This is a genomic window from Mesorhizobium sp. CU3, from assembly GCF_006442965.1.
Taxonomy (GTDB): Bacteria; Pseudomonadota; Alphaproteobacteria; order Rhizobiales; family Rhizobiaceae; genus Mesorhizobium.
Map to the genome: position 1 here is coordinate 693,084 of NZ_VFWX01000001.1, position 21,482 is coordinate 714,565.

The 21,482-nt window shown below is 65.3% G+C and carries 16 protein-coding genes; 12 read left to right on the forward strand and 4 right to left on the reverse strand.

Features of this window, described 5'->3' with window-relative positions:
- Nucleotides 1-5: 5 nt before the first annotated feature.
- The 6 genes from FJ988_RS03315 (at nucleotide 6) to FJ988_RS03340 (ending at nucleotide 10,561) form a co-directional block, all read left to right on the forward strand.
- Nucleotides 6-947, forward strand: a complete 942-nt coding sequence (locus tag FJ988_RS03315) for an alpha/beta hydrolase (RefSeq protein WP_140815295.1) — start codon at nucleotides 6-8, stop codon at nucleotides 945-947.
- A gap of 413 nt (nucleotides 948-1,360) precedes the next feature.
- On the forward strand, nucleotides 1,361-3,313 hold the full coding sequence (locus tag FJ988_RS03320; RefSeq protein WP_407067845.1) for a hypothetical protein: 1,953 nt from the start codon (nucleotides 1,361-1,363) through the stop codon (nucleotides 3,311-3,313).
- 11 nt (nucleotides 3,314-3,324) lie between these two features.
- Entirely contained in the window at nucleotides 3,325-7,179 is a 3,855-nt protein-coding gene (locus FJ988_RS03325) for a DUF11 domain-containing protein (protein WP_140815297.1), read from the forward strand.
- Nucleotides 7,180-7,301: 122 nt separating this feature from the next.
- Complete coding sequence (gene rpe, locus FJ988_RS03330) at nucleotides 7,302-7,979, forward strand: ribulose-phosphate 3-epimerase (protein ID WP_140815298.1); 678 nt, start codon at nucleotides 7,302-7,304, stop codon at nucleotides 7,977-7,979.
- Nucleotides 7,980-8,238: 259 nt separating this feature from the next.
- A complete protein-coding gene (locus tag FJ988_RS03335) occupies nucleotides 8,239-8,979 on the forward strand; it encodes a GntR family transcriptional regulator (protein WP_181183397.1) in 741 nt (246 codons plus the stop codon).
- Between the two features lie 61 nt (nucleotides 8,980-9,040).
- A complete protein-coding gene (locus tag FJ988_RS03340) occupies nucleotides 9,041-10,561 on the forward strand; it encodes a malonyl-CoA synthase (RefSeq protein WP_140815300.1) in 1,521 nt (506 codons plus the stop codon).
- Nucleotides 10,562-10,869: 308 nt separating this feature from the next.
- Here FJ988_RS03340 and nagA read toward each other — a convergent pair whose 3' ends face one another.
- From nagA to FJ988_RS03360, 4 genes are read right to left on the reverse strand one after another with little or no spacing between them, the layout of a single operon-like run.
- Nucleotides 10,870-12,030: an N-acetylglucosamine-6-phosphate deacetylase gene (gene nagA / locus FJ988_RS03345; protein ID WP_140815301.1), complete on the reverse strand. Its 1,161-nt coding sequence runs from the start codon at nucleotides 12,028-12,030 to the stop codon at nucleotides 10,870-10,872.
- Nucleotides 12,027-13,052, reverse strand: coding sequence for an SIS domain-containing protein (locus tag FJ988_RS03350; RefSeq protein ID WP_140815302.1), 1,026 nt, complete (start codon nucleotides 13,050-13,052; stop codon nucleotides 12,027-12,029). Before FJ988_RS03350 ends, nagA begins: the two co-directional genes overlap by 4 nt.
- Nucleotides 13,049-13,828, reverse strand: a complete 780-nt coding sequence (locus FJ988_RS03355; protein ID WP_140815303.1) for a GntR family transcriptional regulator — start codon at nucleotides 13,826-13,828, stop codon at nucleotides 13,049-13,051. The genes FJ988_RS03350 and FJ988_RS03355 overlap by 4 nt, the downstream gene beginning before the upstream one ends.
- Nucleotides 13,825-14,706, reverse strand: a complete 882-nt coding sequence (locus FJ988_RS03360; protein WP_140815304.1) for an N-acetylglucosamine kinase — start codon at nucleotides 14,704-14,706, stop codon at nucleotides 13,825-13,827. Before FJ988_RS03360 ends, FJ988_RS03355 begins: the two co-directional genes overlap by 4 nt.
- A gap of 200 nt (nucleotides 14,707-14,906) precedes the next feature.
- Between FJ988_RS03360 and FJ988_RS03365 the strand changes: the two genes are divergently transcribed.
- From FJ988_RS03365 to FJ988_RS03390, 6 genes are all read left to right on the forward strand, one after another.
- Nucleotides 14,907-15,815 carry an N-acetylmuramic acid 6-phosphate etherase gene (locus FJ988_RS03365; protein ID WP_140815305.1) on the forward strand — a complete coding sequence of 303 codons (909 nt, stop codon included), beginning with the start codon at nucleotides 14,907-14,909 and terminating at the stop codon, nucleotides 15,813-15,815.
- A 53-nt stretch (nucleotides 15,816-15,868) separates the two neighbouring features.
- Entirely contained in the window at nucleotides 15,869-17,128 is a 1,260-nt protein-coding gene (locus FJ988_RS03370; RefSeq protein ID WP_140815306.1) for an ABC transporter substrate-binding protein, read from the forward strand.
- A 248-nt stretch (nucleotides 17,129-17,376) separates the two neighbouring features.
- Nucleotides 17,377-18,306: a carbohydrate ABC transporter permease gene (locus FJ988_RS03375; RefSeq protein WP_140815354.1), complete on the forward strand. Its 930-nt coding sequence runs from the start codon at nucleotides 17,377-17,379 to the stop codon at nucleotides 18,304-18,306.
- 11 nt (nucleotides 18,307-18,317) lie between these two features.
- On the forward strand, nucleotides 18,318-19,157 hold the full coding sequence (locus FJ988_RS03380; RefSeq protein ID WP_140815307.1) for a carbohydrate ABC transporter permease: 840 nt from the start codon (nucleotides 18,318-18,320) through the stop codon (nucleotides 19,155-19,157).
- On the forward strand, nucleotides 19,154-20,215 hold the full coding sequence (locus FJ988_RS03385; RefSeq protein ID WP_140815308.1) for a Gfo/Idh/MocA family protein: 1,062 nt from the start codon (nucleotides 19,154-19,156) through the stop codon (nucleotides 20,213-20,215). Before FJ988_RS03380 ends, FJ988_RS03385 begins: the two co-directional genes overlap by 4 nt.
- A 15-nt stretch (nucleotides 20,216-20,230) precedes the next feature.
- Nucleotides 20,231-21,229 carry an ABC transporter ATP-binding protein gene (locus tag FJ988_RS03390; protein ID WP_140815309.1) on the forward strand — a complete coding sequence of 333 codons (999 nt, stop codon included), beginning with the start codon at nucleotides 20,231-20,233 and terminating at the stop codon, nucleotides 21,227-21,229.
- Nucleotides 21,230-21,482: the final 253 nt, after the last annotated feature.

The following is a 21,482-nucleotide window of genomic DNA, read 5'->3' on the forward strand; positions in this document are numbered from 1 at the left end:
AAGCCATGACCGACTACAAAACCCTGATCGACGCCGAGACCTGGGCCTTCATCGAGAAGACCAACTCCTACTATCCGCCCGACACGATCGACTACACGATCGAAGAGCAACGGGCGATCTATGACCGCATGTGCCGGGAATTCTTCGCCGGCTATCCGCAGGGCGTAACGATAGAAACAACCGCCATCGCCACGCCAGCGAACAGCATCCCGATCCGCATCTATCGCAAGGCTTCGCCGAACAACGCCGCCATGGTGCTCTACATCCATGGCGGCGGCTTCATCCTTGGCGGTCTCGACAGCCATGACGATGTCTGTGCCGAGCTTTGCGCCCGCACCGGCTATGGGGTGGTGTCGGTCGACTACCGCCTGGCGCCGGAACATCTGCATCCGGCGGCCTTCGATGACGGCATGAACGCCTTCGAATGGGCGGCGAAGACCTATGACCGCGCAATCGTGCTCTGCGGCGACAGCGCGGGCGGCAATCTCTGCGCGGCGATAGCGCATGCGACGCGCGGCCATACGAAGCGGCCTATCGGCCAGATGCTGATCTATCCCGGCCTCGGCGGCAATCGCTCGCGCGGCTCCTACATCGCCCATGCCGAGGCGCCGATGCTGACCGTGCGCGATCTCGAATTCTACAAGCATATCCGCACCGGCGGCGTCGACCGTACCGGCGACATAACGCTCTACCCGCTGGCGGACGGCGATTTCGCCAATCTGCCGCCGAGCGTGCTGATCACCGCCGAATGCGACCCGCTGTCCTCCGACGGCGAGGCCTATCGCGACCGGGTCCTTGCCGCCGGCGGGCGGGCATATTGGCAGGAAGAGCCGGGTCTCGTGCATGGTTATCTCAGAGCCCGCCACACCGTCGAGCGGGCACGCGCCAGCTTCAGCCGCATCGTCGATGCCGTGTTGGCGCTCGGCCGGGGCGAGTGGACGTGGTGATCCTTCGCCAGGAGAACGAGCCCGCCTGAGGCAAAAATCTGACGGTTCGCCGCTTCTGTGAAACGGCGAACAGTTCCAGCCATCGCTTTCGATGAACCTTTCCGCTCCGGCCCGCGACTGACGGCCAGGCGCCGCAATCATGCGGCCCGGAAAGGGAAAGCCCCATGACCAGAAACCCAGAGACTGAGCGGTCTCCGGGAACGACGGGAGCCCAGCGCGATCATCGCCTTCGGGAGAGGATCGATGCGCTGGGCTTTGCGCTCATTCCGTTGACCCTGCCCAGGAGCCGGCGTATCGTCACGCAGAGGAAAGCAGACAAATCGATCGGGGAAGAACGTGCCGGAAAGCCGCGCCTTGCCCTGATCGGCGCGGCAAGGCGGGACGTCCCTTCCTCAGACTTCGGGGGGAGTTCAATGTCTTGCTCGTTCGCGTCTTCGCGCGCAACCCGTTTGCGCCGCGCCGCCAAGGCAACCAGCGCAGTTCTCGCCTTGGCATTGAGCGCCGGCCTCTGGCTCGGCAGCGCCGCACGGGCGCAAGATACCCAGATCATCTATCCCGGCTCGATGGCGGTCACCGGCTTTCCCGGCACCGTGATCCCGAACTTCGATCAGGGTCTGCCTCCGGGCGTCGACCCGGTCGACGAGACCTTCATCGACACCTCGCGCGCCTCGTTGCGCGTTTTCGACGTTTCCAATCTCGGCGGTCCGGCCTCTGGCCAGCTCGTCAACACGCCGCCGCCCTTCGAGGTGACGGCAGGGCAGATCGGCGAGGTCTTCGGCCTCACCTATGACGATGGCGTGCGCGACGGCGTGCCGTCTGGCATCCCGAACCTCTACGCGGCGGCGACCTCGCTGCATGGCATCGAGATCGTCACCCCGGACGCCGACGATGACGGCCGGCCGGAGCGGCAACGCCGCGGCACCGCAGGTGCGGTCTTCATGGACGGCCAGTTCGGCACCGAGAATGGCGGCGGCCCGGGCACGATCTGGAAGATCGACGGCATCACGGGTGCGGTTTCCAAATTCGCCGACATCGACACCAACAGCGGGCCAGGCATCGGCAACCTCGCCTTCGATCCCACCCACCGCGAGTTCTTCGCTTCCGACCTCGACACCGGCCTGATCCACCGCATCGACGCCAGCGGCAAGCTGATCGATACGTTCGACCACGGCGTTTCGGGTCGTCCCGCGCATGGACTGGCACCGGTCGCCGACGACGGCGCCGTCATGGACATACAGGGCGCGGCCTTCGACAGCGAAGACCCCGAGACCTGGGGCTACACGCAGGACGAACGCCGCGTCTGGGCCGTCTCCTATCATGGTGGCCGGCTCTATTATTCGGTCGGTGAAAAATCCGAGGTCTGGTCGGTCGGCATCGCGCGCGACGGCACGTTCGCCGGCGATCCGCGCTGGGAGCTGACGGTCAAGGCCGACAAAGACTACGCCGTCACCGACATCGCCTTCGACAACAAGGGCTTCATGTATCTCGCCCAGCGCGGCCCGGTCGAAAACCGCTACGATTACAGCCGCTTCGCCGATTCCGGCAAAGGCGAGCTTATCCGCTACTGGCAGGAGGACCCGGACGATCCGGCGACGGAATCGACCTGGGTCGAGGTGCCGCAGGAATATGCGGTCGGCTTCCCGCAGGGCAACCGGCAGTCGGCCGGCGGCGTCGATTTGCAGTACGGCTATGATGCCTACGGCAATATCGACACTGGCGTCTGCACCGACACCGTCGTCAACACCGGCGACAAATTGCGTGACAATCCGGAACTTGCCGAGAAGCTCGCCGCCGGCGGGCCGTTTGCAGTGCACGGCGTGCAGATGACGCCCAGCGCGCTGGTCAAGCCGGCAAACGTTCCGCCCTTCGGCTCCTGGTTCGTCGATTTCGACGGCTATTTCGAGGACCCGGAGGTTGAGGGCCATGTCGGCGACGTCCGCGTCTGGCGCCCCTGCGAAGGCCGCGCCGGCTATTATGACGAAATCCCCGGTGGCTATCTGCCGCCGTTCTATCCGCCGGACTTCCCACCGCCCGGCAACCTGCCGCCCTGCATCGATGTCGAGGACGTGCATTTTTACTGCACCCCGCGCGGGCTTCGGGCGGAACTCTATCTCCATGACCATGCCGGCTTTGGCGGCGATTCGATCAAGGCGCAGTCCAGGACGCCCGGCATCGGGGTTTCGACCCCCATGTCGCATGTCCCGGGCAAGCCCTACACGGTCGACATCACCGGCCATAATCCTGGCGACACCGTCAATGTCGGGCTTTGCTTCTATCGCAAGTCCGACCAGGACAAGGGTGGTTACTACCCTTGCTGCAAGATGACGCTGCCGCTCAGAACGCCAGCCGTCAGCTGCGAACGTTGAGGGAGGGACAGATGAACAATCCTTCCCGCTCCGCTTCGCGCGAAACCCTCATGGAGACGATCATGAAACCCCTGTCATACGCCAGGCGCGGCGCGCGCTGGCTGATGGCGGCCGGTATCGCGGTCGCCATGCTGCCGGCATTGCCGGCGCTCGCGCAAGACACCGCGCCGGCCAAGCTCGCCGAAGTCGGCGGCCCGGAGCCCAGGCTCGACCTGGACAATCCGCGCATCGTCAATCCCGAACCCGGCCGCATCGTGCCCTTCTTCACCAAGACGGGCGGCCAGCGCAGCTGCGACTATGTCTACTACACGCTGACCTTCGGCCTGCGCGGCAATGAGCAGGCCTTCGCCAATCCGGCTTTGGCCAATGCACTGAAGAACGCCAGGGTCGACTTCAAGGACCAGCTTCCCCATGGCCTGAAGATCGTCAACGTCAATGTGACCGGCGACGGCACGGATGCCGGCGGCGGACCGCTGCCGGCGGCCGCGATCAGCAGTTCGGCCAATCCCGACGATACGGCGACGGTGTCCGATTTCCGGATTTCCGCTTCCGACCTCGACGGTTCGGGCGCGCCGAACGAGCGCACGATCACCTTCCGCATCCTGGCCAAGATCGACCAGGCGGCGTTTCCGGCGCCGGCCAATGTCGACAACCAGGGCCAGATCAAGGTTTCGATGGGCGGCGGCCCGGGGACCGTCATCCCGTCGCAGGATCCGAGCAAGCCAGACGACGGCGACTTCCTGACCGGCGCCAAGACGACGATCCATATCGACGTCACCAAATGCGACCGGCCCCCTCCACCTCCCGGCAAGGAATGCTTCAAGGTCGAGCGCGGCACGGTCGATTGCGTGCCCGGCGGCGGCGCCTTCATCTACCACATGCCGGTCGGCCCGGAGATGGGCGGCAAGTGGGTGCAGGTGTCGACGACGACGCCCGGCATCACCATCGTTCCCGACACGCAGAAGGTGCCGGTCGGCGGCGGCGTGCTCAACTGGAAGATCATCGGCGCCTCGCCCGGCGAGGTCATCCACCTCATCGTCACGGGCATCGAGACCTATGCCGGACCGAAGGAAGGCTGGGGGCTCTGCTGCACGCAGGTGATCGACATCGTCATCCCGCGTGACCTCAGATGCCCGCCCAAGGACAAGGAGCCGGACCTGAAGGTCGAGAAGCATGCCGACGTGCCGCGTTGCACGATGGCCGGTGGTTGCGACTTCACCATCACCGTCACCAATGTCGGCGACGCGCCCTATAACGGCAAGATCGTGCTCGACGAGGTGACGCTGCCTGCCGGCTCGGTGCTGACATCGGGGCCGAATCCGCCCTGGGTCTGCGTGCCCGGCACGACGCCGATGACGTGCACCTATCCGGTGACGACGCTCAACCCCGGCGCCTCCGTCAACCTCAAGCTCGGCTTCAAGCCGGCCGGAGGCTGGCAGGGCAGCGTGCTGCGCAACTGCGCCGCCTATGACTACCAGGCCAGCGGCAAGCCGCTGTTCGGCAGCCAGCTCAACGACCGCGGCTGCGCCTCGATCCCGATCTGCCGGCGTGGCGATCGCGATCCGCAGTGCAACCCGCCGGTCGAAAAGAAGGTCGACCTGATCCTGAAGAAGCGCGCCCGCATCCCGGTCTGCACGTCCGACGGCGTCTGCTACTTCGTCATCGACATCATCAACAACGGCACCAACACCTATAACGGGCCACTGACGGTGATCGACACCTATCCCGGCGGCGCCCCGGCCTCTTCGACCTTCGGGCCGAGCCCGCCCTGGACCTGCGGTCCGAACGGGCCCGGACAGTTCCGCTGCGACAATGCCGGCATCTCGCTGCCTGCGGGCGCGTCGACGCCGATCGTGGTCAAGGCGGTGATGCCGGCCAACTACCGGCCGGACACGGTGGAGAACTGCGCCGAGGTGAAGGGTATTCCCGGCGAGGTCGACCTCGCCAACAACAAGGCCTGCGCGACCGAGCGCATCCGCCACCCGAATGGCGGCCAGCCCGGGCTGCGCATCGCCAAGACGTGCGGCGGCGATCAGCTGGTGCGCGTTGGAATGGTCGCCTGCCGCATCACCATCACCAATGCCGGCAGCGCCGCCCCCACCGGACAGGTGCGGGTCAGCGATGCAGCGGCCATGGTGTCGGGCGGCGCGCCCGTGCAGATCCAGACCGTCACCCCTGATGGTGCGGAATGGAGCTGCGGACCGGTGCCGTCGAACTCGTTGTCCTGCCAGATTCCCGGCGCCGTCATGACGCCCGGAACCTCCAGGCATTTCGACGTGACGGTGAGCGGCCGTGGCGCGTTCGAGAACTGCGCGCGCGGCAGCTATGGGCCGGCGCCGGGCGACGACATCGTCTACCCGTTCGGCCAGGCCTGCGCGAAGGGCGGCGGCGCGCCTGCGCTGCGCGTCGAGAAGACCGGCGATGCCGAGTGCCAGCCTGGCCAGCCCTGCTCGTTCGACATCACCATCACGAACGACGGCCAGAGCCCCTTCTCCGGTCCGGTGCGCATCGGCGATGCGATCGGCGTGGAAGGGCTGGGCCGGCTGGAAGGCGTCGAGATCACCTCGATCGATCCGCCCTTCGGCTGCTCGCCGGAGCCGACGACGCTGCCTCTATCCTGCATCGCCAACCTGACGCTGGGGGCCGGCGAAAGCCACAGCCACCACGTCACCGTGATCCTTCCCGAGGAGGGGCGTCTTGCCGCTCTGCAGGGTTCGGTCAATGGGCAGAACTGCGTCGGCGTGCTCTCTCCGGACACGCCGGTCGAGGGCGGCGGCGACGTGCTGTCGCGCAACCTGACCACTGGCCAGGGCGATCGCGGCAAGGCCTATGCGTGCCATCCCTTCACCATCAGGCATGAGGTGAAGAACCAGTGCTCGAACGGCCTGGTGCTCAACTCGGCCGGCCGCTGCGCCTGCCCGGAAGGCACCACCTTCCGCAACGGCCAGTGCTCGGGTGGCGGCACCAAGCTGTTGCCGCTGCCGGTGCCGCCGCGCTGCGTCTTGCTGCAAGGCCAGATCAGGACCGAGGACGGACGCTGCGTCTGCCCGCGCGGCACCGATCTGGAAAACGGCAAATGCGTGCGGGGCGAAGTGCCTCAGGAGCCGCAGTGCACGCTGCGTCCTGGACAGTACCGCGACCAGGACGGCAATTGCGTCTGCCGCCGCGGCGAACTGGTCAACGGCGTCTGCCAGGTGATCGGGCCGAAATGCACGATCCGCGGCGCGGTGCCGACCTCCAACGGCACTGGCTGCACCTGTCCGGACGGCACGCATCTCGACCGCGTGGCCAAGGCCTGCGTGCCCGACAGAGAGCCGCCGAGCCAGTGCCGCATTCGGGGCCAATCCCGCAACGCCGACGGCGACTGCGTCTGCCCGAACGGCATGGAGGTGCGCAACGGCGCCTGCCGGCCGGTCGTGTCGAAACAGTGCCCGATCCGCGGCCAGGTGCGCGACGCCAATGGCAACTGCGCCTGCCCGGACGGCCTGGTGGTGCGCGGCAAGGCCTGCCAGCGGCCGAAGCCGACCCAGGAGCAGTGCACCATCCGCGGCCAGGTCCACAACAAGCGGGGCGACTGCGTGTGCCCGCGTGGCACCGAGGTCATCGACGGCGCCTGCCGCAGACCGCAGCAGGAATGCGCGCCGGGCTCGCGCTTCATCGACGGGCAGTGCCAGCCGGTGCTGATCAAGCGCTGCCCGGAAGGCATGACGGGCCGTTTCCCGAACTGCCGCAGGCGGCCCGGGGTGGAGATAAACCCCGGCATACTGCTCAACCCGAACGTGCTGCAGCAATTGGTGCCGCAGCGCCAGCCGCGACGGGTCATTCAGGACCCGAACGGCGCCAACATCCAGAACTTCAAGCCGTAATTCGCGGCCGCTGAAGACGAAGACCCGCCGGAGCGATCCGGCGGGTTTTTCTTGTCCGCTTGGCTGCAAAATGCTCTAGGCAGTCCTGACATTCACGTCTGCAACAAAGGCGAGTTCGACCCATGACCAAAAAGACCCTGATCGCGCCATCGGTGCTGGCGTCGGATTTCTCGAAGCTCGGCGACGAGGTCGAGGCGGTCGCGGCGGCCGGCGCGGACTGGATCCATCTCGATGTGATGGACGGCCATTTCGTGCCCAACATCACCTTCGGCCCGCCGGTGATCAAGGCGATCCGCAACCGCACCAAAACCTTCTTCGACTGCCATCTGATGATTGCGCCGGCCGACCCCTATCTGGCCGCCTTCGCCGAAGCCGGCTGCGACGGCATGACCGTGCATGCCGAGGCCGGGCCGCATCTCGACCGCTCGCTGCAGACCATCAAGAATCTCGGCAAGAAGGCCGGCGTCTCCCTCAATCCGGCGACGCCGGAAACGGCGATCGAATATGTGCTCGACCGGCTCGACCTGATCCTGATCATGACCGTCAATCCGGGCTTCGGCGGCCAGGCCTTCATCCCGGCCATCGTCGACAAGGTGAAGCGGGTGAAGGCGCTGATCGGCGACAGGCCGATCCGCATCGAGATCGACGGCGGCGTCTCGCCGGAAACGGCGCCGCTGGTGACCGCGGCCGGCGCCAATGTGCTGGTGGCGGGCGCCGCCATCTTCAAGGGCAATAGTGTCGAAGCCTACCGGGCAAATATCGAAGCGATCCGCTCGGCAGCCGACAAGGCGGCCAACTAAACATGCGTTGTTCCACTTTCTTGCCATGGCACAAACGGGCATGCTTTTGAACAATCGTTCAGCACACCAACTTGTCGATAAGTATCAGCTTTTTCCAACCACACTTTACTTCACTCGATGATCGCGTCAGTCGTCTCGTCTTAAAGTCGAATACCGTCATCTTCTGCTTGAGGCCGAAAAGCCTGCCGGTATGATACATGTACGGGATATTGCTTCGTACACGGGCTTGGACGATGCAAGGGCAGGGACAGGAGCCAGTTTGACATACGGAACCGGCGATCCGGGCGAGGGCAAGGGTGCGAAAAGCACATTGGCCAGTTCGGTATACCATCAGCTCCGCGAGGATCTCTTGCGCGGAGCGCTGGAAAGCGAAAGCAAGCTGCGCGTCGAATGGGTCGTCGCCCGCTATGGGGCCGGCGCTTCGCCCGTGCGCGAGGCGCTGAACCGGCTGGCCGCCGAAGGCCTGCTCGGCCGTCACGATCAGCGCGGCTTCTTCCTGATGCCGGTGAGCGCGGCCGAGCTGGAAGAACTGACGCGAACGCGCTGCTGGCTGGAAGAACGCGCCTTGCGCGAATCCATCGCGCACCGGACTGCCGAATGGGAGGAACAGCTGGTGCTGGCCTTGCATCGCCTGGCACGCACGGAACGGCGCATGCCCGACGATCCGACGACCAACAATCCGGAATGGGAGAAGCTGCACCGAGCTTTCCATCGCGCCCTGATTGCGGCCTGCCGGTCGCACTGGATGATCGGCTTTTGCGATCAGCTTTCCGATCAGGCCTCGCGTTACCGGTTGATCTCGCAGCGCGCTCCCGGATCGGGGCGCGACGAAATCGGCGAGCATCGCACCATTGCCGAGCGCGCGCTGGATGGCGATGCCGACGGCGCCGTCGAGGCCCTGCTTGCCCATTATCGCCTGACGGCGGCGATGTGCATCGAACGCTTCAACCAGGGTTATGAGCCCCCGGCCGCCGCGGGTAAGCGGCGCGGCCGCAAATAGCTGCCGCCCAACTGCAAATCTGGTATGCGCTTGCGTCAGATATGACGAAGGCAGCCAGATCATGACCAATCATTTGTTCGACGCTTTCCGAAGCCGCATGCCGGCGCCCGATCGCCTGCTGATGGAAGCGGATGACGGGCGTTCGATCACTTACGGCGACATGCTGGCGGGATCGGCGCGGCTGGCGCATGCGCTGCTGCAGGCCGATGTGAAACCCAGCGACCGCGTCGCGGTGCAAGTCGAGAAAAGCCCCGAAGCGGTGTTGCTCTATCTGGCCTGCCTGCGCGCCGGCGCCGTCTTCTTGCCGCTCAACACCGCTTACACGTTGGCCGAGCTCAAGTATTTCTTCGGCGACGCCGAGCCACGGCTGGTCGTCTGCGATCCGGCGCGGGCGGCGGAGATCGAAGCGTTGGCGACAAACACCGGAGCGGCCACGGTCACGCTGGACAGCAATGGCCAGGGCTCGCTGATGGATCAGGCGTCGCGGCTGCCATCGGAGTTCCACGATGTGGCGCGCGGCCCGGACGATCTCGCCGCCATCCTCTACACCTCGGGCACGACCGGACGCTCCAAGGGCGCCATGCTCAGCCACGAGAACCTCGCCTCGAACGCCCGCGTGCTGGTCGAGTATTGGCGCTTCGGCGCCGACGACGTGCTGATCCATGCGCTGCCGATCTTCCACACGCACGGCCTGTTCGTCGCCACCAACGTCATCCTGATGGCCGGCGCCAAGATGCTGTTCGAGCGGAAGTTCGACCCGGCGCGTATCGTTTCGCTGCTGCCCGGCGCCACGGCGCTGATGGGCGTGCCGACCTTCTATGTGCGGCTGCTGCAGCAGGATGGGATGACGAAGGAAGCGGCCAAGGGCATGCGGCTTTTCATCTCCGGTTCGGCGCCGCTGCTGGCCGAGACGCACAAGGCATGGCGCGAGCGCACCGGCCACGCCATCCTCGAGCGCTACGGCATGACCGAAACCAACATGAACACCTCCAACCCCTATGACGGCGAGCGGCGCGCCGGCACGGTCGGGTTTCCCTTGCCGGGCGTCGCGGCGCGCATCGCCGATCCCGATACTGGCAATCCCGTCGCGCAAGGCGAGATCGGCATGATCGAGGTGAAAGGCCCCAACGTCTTTGCCGGCTATTGGCGGATGCCGGAGAAGACGAAAGCCGAGTTCCGTAATGACGGCTTCTTCATCACCGGCGATCTCGGCCTGATCGACGCAGACGGCTATGTCCACATCGTCGGGCGCGGCAAGGACCTGATCATCTCGGGCGGCTACAATGTCTATCCGAAAGAGATCGAGAGCGAGATCGACGCGCTTGATGGCGTCAGCGAAAGCGCGGTGATCGGCATCGCCCATCCGGATTTCGGCGAGGGCGTCACGGCCGTGGTCGTGCGCAAGCCGGGAGCGACGGTGGACGCGGCCGATATTGCCGCCGCCATCGCCGGGCGACTGGCAAAGTACAAGCATCCGAAAAAGGTGATCTTCGCCGAGGAACTGCCGCGCAACACGATGGGCAAGGTGCAGAAGAACGTTTTGCGCGAGACGTATAAGGATATCTATGGAAAAGCCGGCTAACGGATGACCGGTTGGCTGAACCTCGACTGGCTTGCCGGGGGGGCGCGGACCTTGGATAGAAGCCGAACCCTATCGTGCGTTCGTCATCCTAGGGCGGAGCAAGGAGCGAAGCGACGCGCGCAGACCCTAGGATCCATGCCGTTACGCTAAGGCGTTGCAACGGTTACAGAATTCTTCACCGTTGCGCTCTACGGCAAAGGTCACGGCATGGATCCTCGGGTCAAGCCCGAGGATGACGAAGCGCGAGAGGCTCCGCCCAACTGCCAATGTTTGCGTTGGTTTCCCAATTGAACGGTGGCACCAGAGGCCTACGCCGCAAACACCTTCTCGCCACCGATCCAGACGCTCTTGACGTCCAGCCCCTCAGACAGCCCAACAATGTCGGCCGCTGTGCCGTTGGCGAAGCGCCCGAGGCGGTGGGCCTGGCCGATCGCTTGCGCCGGATAGAGCGAGGCCATGCGCAGGGCCTCGTCGAGGTCCAGCCCGACGACGCGATGGACGAAGCGCACCGCCGAAATCATGTCGAGGTCGGCGCCGGCCAGCGTCCCGTCGGCGAGCCTCAGGCTGCCGTCCTTGCGGTAGACCGTGCGGCCGTTGAGCGTGAAGGAGGTCATGTCGGTGCCGATCGTCGCCATGGCGTCGGTGACCAGCACGATCTTGCCCGGCCCCTGCTTGGCACGCAGCGCAAGGATCATCGTCGCGGGATGGACGTGAATGCCGTCGGCGATGATGCCGGCATAGAGGCCGCCCGTGTCGACCGCCGTGCCGGCCAGGCCCGGCTCGCGATTGCCGATCTGGCTCATGGCGTTGAAGAGATGCGTAACGACGGTCGCGCCGGCGTCGGCGAAGGCGCTGGCCGTCGCATAATCGGTGTCGGAATGGCCGAGGCTGACGACGACGCCGGCCTTGGCCAAAGCCGTGACCCGCGCCGGATCGACGGATTCGGGCGCGATTGTGGTGAGCAGCACCGGCAGGTCGCGGCGCGCCGCGATCAGCGCCGCCTGATCGGCATCGGTCATCGGCCGGATCAGCGCCGGATCATGCGCGCCCTTGCGCGCGATGGAGAGATGTGGGCCTTCCAGATGTAGGCCAAGGAAGCCCGGCACGTTCTCGCGAGCCGCTTCGGCGCCGGCGGCGACAGCGGCGGCTGTGATCGCCGGTGTGTCGGTGATCAGCGTCACCAAGAGCGCGGTGGTGCCGAAGGGCGCGTGCGCGCCGCAGATGGTTTCGATCGAAGCGACGTCGGGATGGTCGTTGAGCATGACGCCGCCGCCGCCATTGACCTGGATGTCGACGAAGCCCGGCGCCAGCAGGCCGCCGCCGGCGTCGACCGGCCTCACGCCCGACGGAATGGCGCCAACAGGCAGGATGGCCTCGACGACATTGCCGTTGACGACCAGGGCCGCATCGTCATGCCAGTCGGCGCCGTCGAAGATGCGGGCGCCGGTGAGTGCGAAGCGGCCGCTCATAGGGTTTCCGTCACTTTGCGCAGATTGCGCGGGGTGTCCGGATCGAGGCCGCGATGGCGGGCGAAGGCCTCGACGAAGCCGTAGAAGGACACGATCAGCGGCAACGGATCGGTCAGCGGGTGGCCGGTGGCGACATAGGGCAGCACCCTTGCGGCTCTTGCCTTGTCCGAGGTGATGAAGGCTGCGGCGCTCTTGGCCGCGACGCCGTCGGCGGCCTCGGCGACGGAAGGTTCGGACGCATCGCGGGCGGCGAGCGCCAGCACCGGGAAGCCGGGCCCAACCAGCGCCAGCGGCCCGTGCATGACTTCGGCGGCGCTATAGGCCTCGGCATGCATGGCGCAGGTTTCCTTGAATTTCAGCGCCGCCTCGCTGGCCATGGCGAAGGACGGGCCACGTCCCAGGATGAACAGCGACTGGGGGGCCTCGAGCGCGCCGGCAAGCGCCATCCAGTCGCAGGCGATCGCCTTTTCGAGATGTTCCGGCAGCCGAGCGAGCGCTGCCAGCAGCGCCTGGTTCTGGGTCGCATGCGCCATCAGCGCGAGGCCGGCGACGGCCGAATTGACGAAGGTCTTGGTGGCCGCGACGCTGCGCTCCGGCCCGGCGAGAATGTCGATGGCGTAATCGGAAGCCCGCGCCAGCGGCGAGTCGGCCGTGTTGGTGATGGCAACCGTCAGCGCGCCGCCGGACCGCGCCGTTTCGGCCATGGCGACGATGTCGGGGCTTTTGCCGGATTGCGAGACCGTCAGGCAGGCCGAACCGCGCAGCCTGAGCTTGGCGCCATAGATCGAGGCGATCGACGGGCCGACTGAAGCGACCGCAAGGCCGGCGGTCAGCTCGACGGCGTATTTCATGAAGGTGGCGGCATGGTCGGATGAGCCGCGCGCCACGGTGACGACGAAATGCGGGTCGCGCTCGCGCAGGCCGCGGCCGGCTTCGGCAAGGGCGGCGGAGGAGCCGTCGAGCAGGCGGGCCGCGGCCTCGGGGATCTCGTCGATCTCGCGCCGCATATGGGTGGCGTTCATGGCCGGCTCTCCTCTCCCGGCCCGGTCAGCCGGAGTTCCGCGACGAAATCATAGGCGTCGCCCCTGTAGACCGAGCGGGTGAACTCGATCACCTTGCCGCTCGCCAGATAGGAAATGCGCTCGATGTGCAGGCCGGCAACCCCGGGCGGCACTTCGAGCAGGCGGGCATCGGCGTCACCCAGATTGGTGGCGGAGATGCGCTGCACAGCGCGGACCGGGCGGTTGCCGGTCATGCCCAGCGCCGCATAGAGCGAGGAGCCGATCGCTTCGGGATCGGGCAGCACGCTTGCCGAAATCGCCGCGCGCTCGATCGCCAGCGGCGTGTCGTTGGCGACGCGCAGACGCGCTACGCGGGCCACCAGCTCGGTCGAGGACAGCCCAAGCACCATCATCTCGTCCGGCGACGGCGCATAGAGGCCGCGGTCGAGCCAGACCGAGCGCACGCTCATGCCGCGGCGGGCCATATCCTCGGTGAAGGAGGTGAGCCGCGACAGCGACTGCTCGACGCGCTCCATGCGCGGCGCGACGAAAGTGCCGGAGCCATGGCGCTGGACGAGGATGCCGCCCTTGACCAGGTCCTGCACCGCCTTGCGCACGGTGACGCGCGAGATGTCGGCCTTGCTGGCGATGTCGCGCTCCGACGGCAGCGCGTCGCCCGGCCCGATCAGGCCGCGATTGACCGCTTCCTCGATGCTTTTGCGCAACTGCAGATAGAGCGGCGCGCCGCTCTGGGAAGATTCCTTAAGCATGGCGAAGATCTGGTCGGCGGCGCTCATCGCGACACCTCCGAACCCCGGGCGAAGATGCGCACAGCCATCTGCACGGCGCCGCCAAGCGCATCGTCCAGCGGCGCTTTCAGCAACGCCTGGTAGCGCGCCGACAGGCGCGGCGCGTAGAGCGGCGCCAGGCCGCCGAGCAGGCAAAGCGGCGCGTCCCGGGCGAGATCGAGCGCGCCAAGCGAGGCCTCGACATCGGCAACTGCCTTGTCGAGGATCCAGTTGGCGACCGCGTCGCCCTTTTCGGCATGTTCGAAGACTTTCGGCGCGAAGCCGCCGAAATCGCCGGGCTTGGCGTTGGTGGTGAATTCGACCACATCCTCCGGATTGTTGCGGAAGACGGCGAGCATGGCATCGGTCAGCGGCGAACCGGGCCGGATGCCGTCATAGGCGAGCAGCGTCTGCTCCAAGAGGTCGCGGCCGATGCGGGCGCCGCTGCCCTGGTCGCCGACCTGAAAACCCCAGCCGCCGATGGCGCGCGATTTGCCACCCTTGCGCGCCATATAGGCGGTGCCGGTGCCGAGAATGGCCATGGCGCCGTCGCCAGAGCCGACCGCGCCTTCGAGCGCGATCTCGGCATCGGTCTCGACGCGGCTTCGGCTGAACGGCAGGACCGCTTCGAGTTGCTGCCGGTAGGTGCCGACATTGGCTCCGGCGAGGCCGAGAATGGCCGGCGTGTGCGGGATGAGCTCCGAATCCTCGCCGGCGGCGATAAAGGCCTGCCGCGCCGCTTCGACGATGTTGGCGCGGGCGCCGGTCAGGTCGGTGCGGATGTTGGCGGCGCCGCTCTTGGCGCGGCCGACGACAAAGCCGTCGACGGTCGCAAGGGCCGCCCTGCAGCTGGTGCCGCCGCCATCGATGCCAAGCACGAATTTCACGCGATTTCTCCTCGGGCCGCGATAATACCAATAAAATACCAATAGCCAAGCGTTAATTTCGGTTCAAAAAAGATTAAGCTCTATTTTATTGAAAAAACACGCTAATTTGCCGGCAAGCCAATTCCGCGCCCGGAAAAGCGTTAATGGATGTGGACAAGTGGTATTTTTTTGGTATTGTCGCCTCAATTGGAGGACAATGGATGGCCGAGACGCGCACGGAAGCGCTTCATCAGAACGCCGAGGGGCTGGATGTCCAGGCCCCGGAAGCCATTCTTTCGTTCCTCGCCAATGCCCAGATCGAGGCCGCGAAAGCCGTGCATGGCGCGGTGCCGGCGATCGCCGCCGCCGCCGAACTCATCGCCAGGCAATTGAAGAGCGGCGGCAGGCTCGCCTATGCGGCGGCAGGCAGCTCGGGCCTGATGGCGGTGGCCGACGCGCTGGAATTGCCTGGAACCTTCGGCATCGCGCGTGATCGCATCGCCATCCTCATCGCCGGCGGCGACGAGGCTTTTCGCACGCTGGCCGGCGGCCCGGAAGACGATACCGAGGAAGCCGCGGCGGCCGTGGCAAACGCCAATATCGGCAAGGGCGACTGCCTGATCGCCATTTCCGCCAGCGGCTCGACGCCTTACGCGGTGCGGGCGCTGGAAGACGCCCATCGTCGCGGCGCCGCGACCGTCGCGATCGCGAACAACCGGGGCGCCGTGCTGTTCAAACAGGCCGATGTCGCGATCCTGCTCGAAACCCCGCCGGAGCTGATCGCCGGCTCGACGCGCATGGGCGCGGGCACCGCGCAGAAGATCGCGCTCAACATGCTGTCGACGCTCACCGCCATCCATCTCGGCCATGTCCATGACGGTTACATGGTCAATCTCAGCGCCGACAACATCAAGCTGCGCGACCGCGCGGTGCGCATGGTCGCCGCCATCAGCGGCAAGAGCCGCGACGATGCCGCCCGCCTGCTCGAGGAGAGCGGCGGCGTTGTGAAAACCGCCATTCTGCTCGCCGCAGGCGCCGCCAGCGCCGACGCGGCCGAGAAGATACTGGAAGGAACCGGCCAGAAGCTACGGCCGGCGCTTTCCGCGATCGAGGGGAGCAAGGGGCGCTGAGCCTCTGTTCTCATCAAAACCGAACCTGAAAAAGGTCAACAGGGAGACTGAAGATGACGACCAAACTACTGACGGCACTGCTCATCGGCACAAGCATTCTCGGCACCACGGGAATGGCGCTGGCCGACGACGTCACGCTCAACATCGAAAGCTGGCGCGGCGACGATCTTTCGATCTGGAAGGACAAGCTGATCCCGGCCTTCGAAGCCAAGAACCCCGGCATCAAGGTGGTGTTCGCGCCTTCGGCCCCGACCGAATATGACGCGGCCCTCGGCGCCAAGCTCGCCGCCGGCTCGGCGGGCGACCTGATCACCTGCCGCCCCTTCGACAAGTCGCTCGAATTGTTCAAGAAGGGCAACCTCGCCGATATCTCCTCGCTCTCCGGCATGGAGAACTTCTCGCCGGTCGCCAAGGCCGCCTGGCAGACCGACGACGGCAAGTCGAGCTTCTGCGTGCCGATGGCCTCGGTCATCCACGGCTTCATCTACAACAAGGACGCCTTCGACAAGCTCGGTCTCAAGGTGCCGACGACGCGCGACGAGTTTTTCGCCGTGCTCGACAAGATCAAGGCCGACGGCACCTACATCCCGATGGCCATGGGCACCAAGGACCTCTGGGAAGCCGCGACCATGGGTTACCAGAATATCGGCCCGAACTACTGGAAGGGCGAGGACGGCCGCGCTGCGCTGATCAAGGGCGAGCAGAAGCTGACCGACAAGGACTGGGTCGCGCCCTATGAGGAACTGGCCAAGTGGAAGCCTTACCTCGGCGACGGCTTCGAGGCGCAGACCTATCCGGACAGCCAGAACCTGTTCACGCTCGGCCGCGCCGCCATCTATCCGGCCGGCTCGTGGGAGATCGGCCTGTTCAACACCCAGGCGCAGTTCAAGATGGGCGCCTTCCCGCCGCCGGTCGAGAAGGCCGGCGACACCTGCTACATCTCCGACCATACCGATATCGGCATGGGCCTGAATGCGGCGTCGAAGCACTCGGAAGAGGCCAAGAAGTTCCTGTCCTGGGTCGCCTCGCCGGACTTCGCCACCATCTACGCCAACGCGCTGCCGGGCTTCTTCAGCCTGAACTCCTCGCCGGTGAAGATGGAAGACCCGCTGGCGCAGGAATTCGTCTCCTGGCGCGGCAAGTGCAAGTCGACGATCCGCTCGACCTACCAGATCCTGTCGCGCGGCACGCCGAACCTCGAGAACGAGACCTGGGTCGAATCGGCCAATGTGATCAACGGCACCGACACGCCGGAAGCCGCGGCCAAGAAGCTGCAGACCGGTCTCGACAGCTGGTACAAGCCGGCGAAGTAACAAGCTCAGGCAACGGGCCGGCCGGGCACATGCCCGGCCGGCATTCAAGCCTGCCGGTTTTTAGAATAGCGATTGTCGGCACTGCCTCTCGGCCTTACCCTCGCTCGCGTAGGGAAGGCTAGCTGATCAGTCGCAGGCCTCCGTGTGCCCCTGGCGGGCACATCCGGCCGTGCATCGAGGCATCATCTAGCATCAACCGAACTGGAACCCAGAGACGGCAGGGAACCGAACTCATGGCTAGCGAACCTATGGCTGCAGCGACACGACCGAAAAGACCGATACGCTGGCACATCGCCGTTTTCCTGGCGCCGGCGGTGCTGGTCTACACCGCCTTCATGATCCTGCCGCTCGCCGGCACGCTGCAGCTATCCTTGTTCCGCAATGTCGAGCAGCATCAGGTCTTCGTCGGACTGGGCAATTTCCGCACGCTGTTCGGCGATCCAAACTGGTCGGTGAATTTCTGGAATGCGCTGAGGAACAATGTCTGGTTCTTCATCATCCACATGCTGGTGCAGAACCCGATCGGCATCCTCTTGGCCGCCCTGCTTTCCAGCCCAAGGCTGCGCTTCGCCGCCTTCTACCGCACCGCGATCTTCGTGCCGACCATCCTGTCCTTCGTCATCGTCGGCTTCGCCTGGAAGCTGATCCTGTCGCCGCTCTGGGGCGTGGCGCCGCATCTGATGGATCTTGTCGGCTTGAAGAGCTTGTTCACGCCATGGCTCGGCAAGGAAGAATATGCGCTGACCGCGCTCAGCCTGGTCTCGGTCTGGCAGTTCGTCGGGATCCCGATGATGCTGATCTATGCAGCGCTTCTGTCGATCCCGGACGAGGTGATCGAGGCGGCCGAATGCGACGGCATCACCGGCCTGTCGCAGTTCTGGAAGATCAAGCTGCCGCTGATCCTGCCGTCGATCGGCATCATCTCGATCCTGACCTTCGTCGGCAATTTCAACGCCTTCGACCTGATCTACACGGCTCAAGGCGCGCTTGCCGGGCCGAACTATTCGACCGACATTCTCGGCACCTTCCTCTACCGCGCCTTCTTCGGCTTCCAGCTGCAGGTCGGCGATCCCAATATGGGCGCGGCGATCGCCACGATCATGTTCCTGATCATCCTGGCCGGCGTCTGCGTCTACCTGTTCCTCGTGCAGACGCGCCTGCGTCGCTACCAGTTCTGAGGGAGCGCGCCATGAGCACTGCCACCCGTTCGCTGCCCCGCACCATCGGCGCCCACGCGATCCTGTTGACCTATACGGCGATCGCGCTTTGTCCGGTGATCCTGGTCATCATGAATTCGTTCAAGTCGCGCGCCGGCATCTTCGGCGCGCCGCTGACGCCGCCGACGCCAAAAACCTTCGACCTGATCGGCTACACCACCGTGTTCGGCCAGGGCGATTTCATCCACTATTTCCAGAACAGCCTGGTCGTCACCGTCGCATCGCTGTTCTTCGTGCTTTTGTTCGGCGCGATGGCCGGCTTCTCGCTGTCGGAATACCGCTTCCGCGGCAACACCATGATGGGGCTCTATCTGGCGCTCGGCATCATGATCCCGATCCGCCTCGGCACCGTCGCCATCCTGCAATTGATGGTGGCGAGCGGGCTGGTCAACACGCTGACGGCGCTGATCCTGGTCTACACCGCGCAAGGCCTGCCGCTGGCGATCTTCATCCTGTCGGAATTCATGAAGCAGGTGTCCGACGATCTGAAGAATGCGGGGCGCATCGACGGGTTGTCGGAATACACGATCTTCTTCCGGCTGGTGCTGCCGCTGGTGCGGCCGGCGATGGCGACGGTCGCCGTCTTCACCATGATCCCGATCTGGAACGATCTGTGGTTCCCGCTGATCCTGGCGCCATCGGAAGAGACCAAGACGGTGACGCTCGGCGCCCAGCTCTTCCTCGGCCAGTTCGTCACCAACTGGAACGCGATCCTGGCGGCGCTCTCGCTCGCGATCCTGCCGGTGCTGATCCTCTATGTCATCTTCTCGCGGCAGCTGATCCGCGGCATCACCTCGGGAGCCGTCAAGTGAGTTCGCAAAAACCTGTACGTGTCGTCGTTGCCGGCCTCGGCAACATGGGCCGGAGCCATGCGCTGGCCTATCACAAAAACCCGGGCTTCGAGATCGCCGCGCTGGTCAATCGTTCCGATGTGCCATTGCCGGAAGGCATGTCGGGCTACGGCATTAGGCGTTCGTTCGAGGATGCTTTGCGCGACGAGAAGCCGGATGTGGCTGCCATCGCCACCTATTCCGACAGCCATGCGGACTATGCGGTGCGGGCGCTGGAGGCGGGCTGCCATGTCTTCGTAGAGAAGCCGCTGGCAACGACGGTGGCGGATGCGCAACGCGTCGTCGACGCAGCCAAGGCCAACGGCAGAAAGCTGGTGATCGGCTACATCCTGCGCCATCACCCGTCCTGGATGCGGCTGATCGACGAGGCACGCAAGCTCGGCGGTCCGTATGTGTTCCGCATGAACCTCAACCAGCAGTCCTCCGGCCATACCTGGGGGACGCACAAGCAGCTGATGCAGACGACATCGCCGATCGTCGATTGCGGCGTGCACTATCTCGACGTGATGCTGCAGATCACCGATGCACGACCGGTCGAGGTGCGCGGCATGGGCGTCAGGCTGACCGAGGAAGTCGCGCCCACCATGTACAATTACGGCCATCTGCAGGTGCTGTTCGAGGATGGCTCGGTTGGCTGGTATGAAGCCGGCTGGGGGCCGATGATCTCGGAGACAGCCTTCTTCGTGAAGGACGTGATGTCGCCCAACGGCTGCGTGTCGATCGTGATGAAGGAAGGTGTGAAGTCCGACGACATCGACACCCACACCAAGACCTCGACCATCAAGCTGCACAGCGCCGCCACCGGACCTGACGGCAAGTTCGCCAAAGAAGACCAGTTGCTGTCGATGGAAGGCGAGCCGGGGCATCAGGAACTCTGCGACCTCGAACAGGCCTTCCTGCTGAAAGCCATCCGCGAGGATATCGACCTTACCCGCCACATGGACGATGCCGTGAAATCACTCGCCGTCTGCCTTGCCGCCGACGAGAGCGTGCGCAGCGGCAACGCCGTCAAACTCTAGAACAGGAACGAAGCCGTGGGCTCGCTGAAGATCGAGAATGTGAAGAAGGCCTTCGGGCCGGTCGAGGTGCTGAAGGGCATCGACCTGGACGTGACGGACGGCGAATTCGTCGTCTTCGTCGGCCCGTCCGGCTGCGGAAAGTCGACGCTTTTGCGCGTCATCGCCGGGCTGGAGGATTCGACCTCGGGCCGCGTGCTGATCGACGGCGCCGACGTCTCGATCACGCCGCCGGCCAAGCGCGGCATCGCCATGGTGTTCCAGACCTATGCGCTCTACCCGCATCTGACGGTTAAGAACAACATGGCGCTCGGCCTCAAGCAGGCCAACACGCCGGCGGCCGAGATCGAGCGCCGCATCAAGGTCGCTTCGGCGATGCTGTCGCTGGAGCCCTACCTCGAACGGCGTCCGGCGGAGCTGTCGGGCGGCCAGCGCCAGCGCGTCGCCATCGGCCGCGCCGTGGTGCGCGAACCGAAACTGTTCCTGTTCGACGAGCCGCTGTCGAACCTCGATGCGGCGCTGCGCGTCAACACCCGCCTGGAGATCGCGCAACTGCACCGTCGGCTGAAGGCGACGATGATCTACGTCACCCACGACCAGGTCGAGGCGATGACGCTGGCCGACAAGATCGTCGTGCTCAATGCCGGCAGGATCGAGCAGATCGGCAGCCCGATGGAGCTCTACAATTCGCCGGCGAACGAATTCGTCGCCGGCTTCATCGGCTCGCCGAAGATGAACTTCATCGAGGGCGCCCGGCTGGGCGAGAGCGCGAAGACGATCGGCGTGCGGCCGGAGCATCTGACGGTCGATACCAATTCCGGCGCCTGGAAAGGCACGGTGGTGCATGCCGAGCATCTCGGCGCCGACACCAACCTCTATCTCGACTGCGAGAAGGCCGGGCTGATCACCGTGCGCATTTTTGGCGTGTACAATGCTGAGCCGGGGTCGACGCTCTATGCGACGCCGGATGCGGCGAAGACGTACCGGTTTGGCGCGGATGGGAAGGTACAGAAGTAAGGCGCTTCCTTCCTCTGCCTCCGGAAGCTACGGCGTGCACACATCTTCTGCGACTGGCGTGAATGATCAGGCCGAAGGCTTGATTGCCAGGTGGTTCCCCCAATCCGTCGCTGCTTCGCAGCGCCACCTTTCCCCCCTCCGGAGGGAAAGGAAGGGAGCCTCGCTGGACGAGCGTTGACGGCAAAAAGCCTGGCGCCTTTCCTCTACCCCGTCGATCGGGGGAGAGGTGGCTCGGCGCGCAGCGTCGAGACGG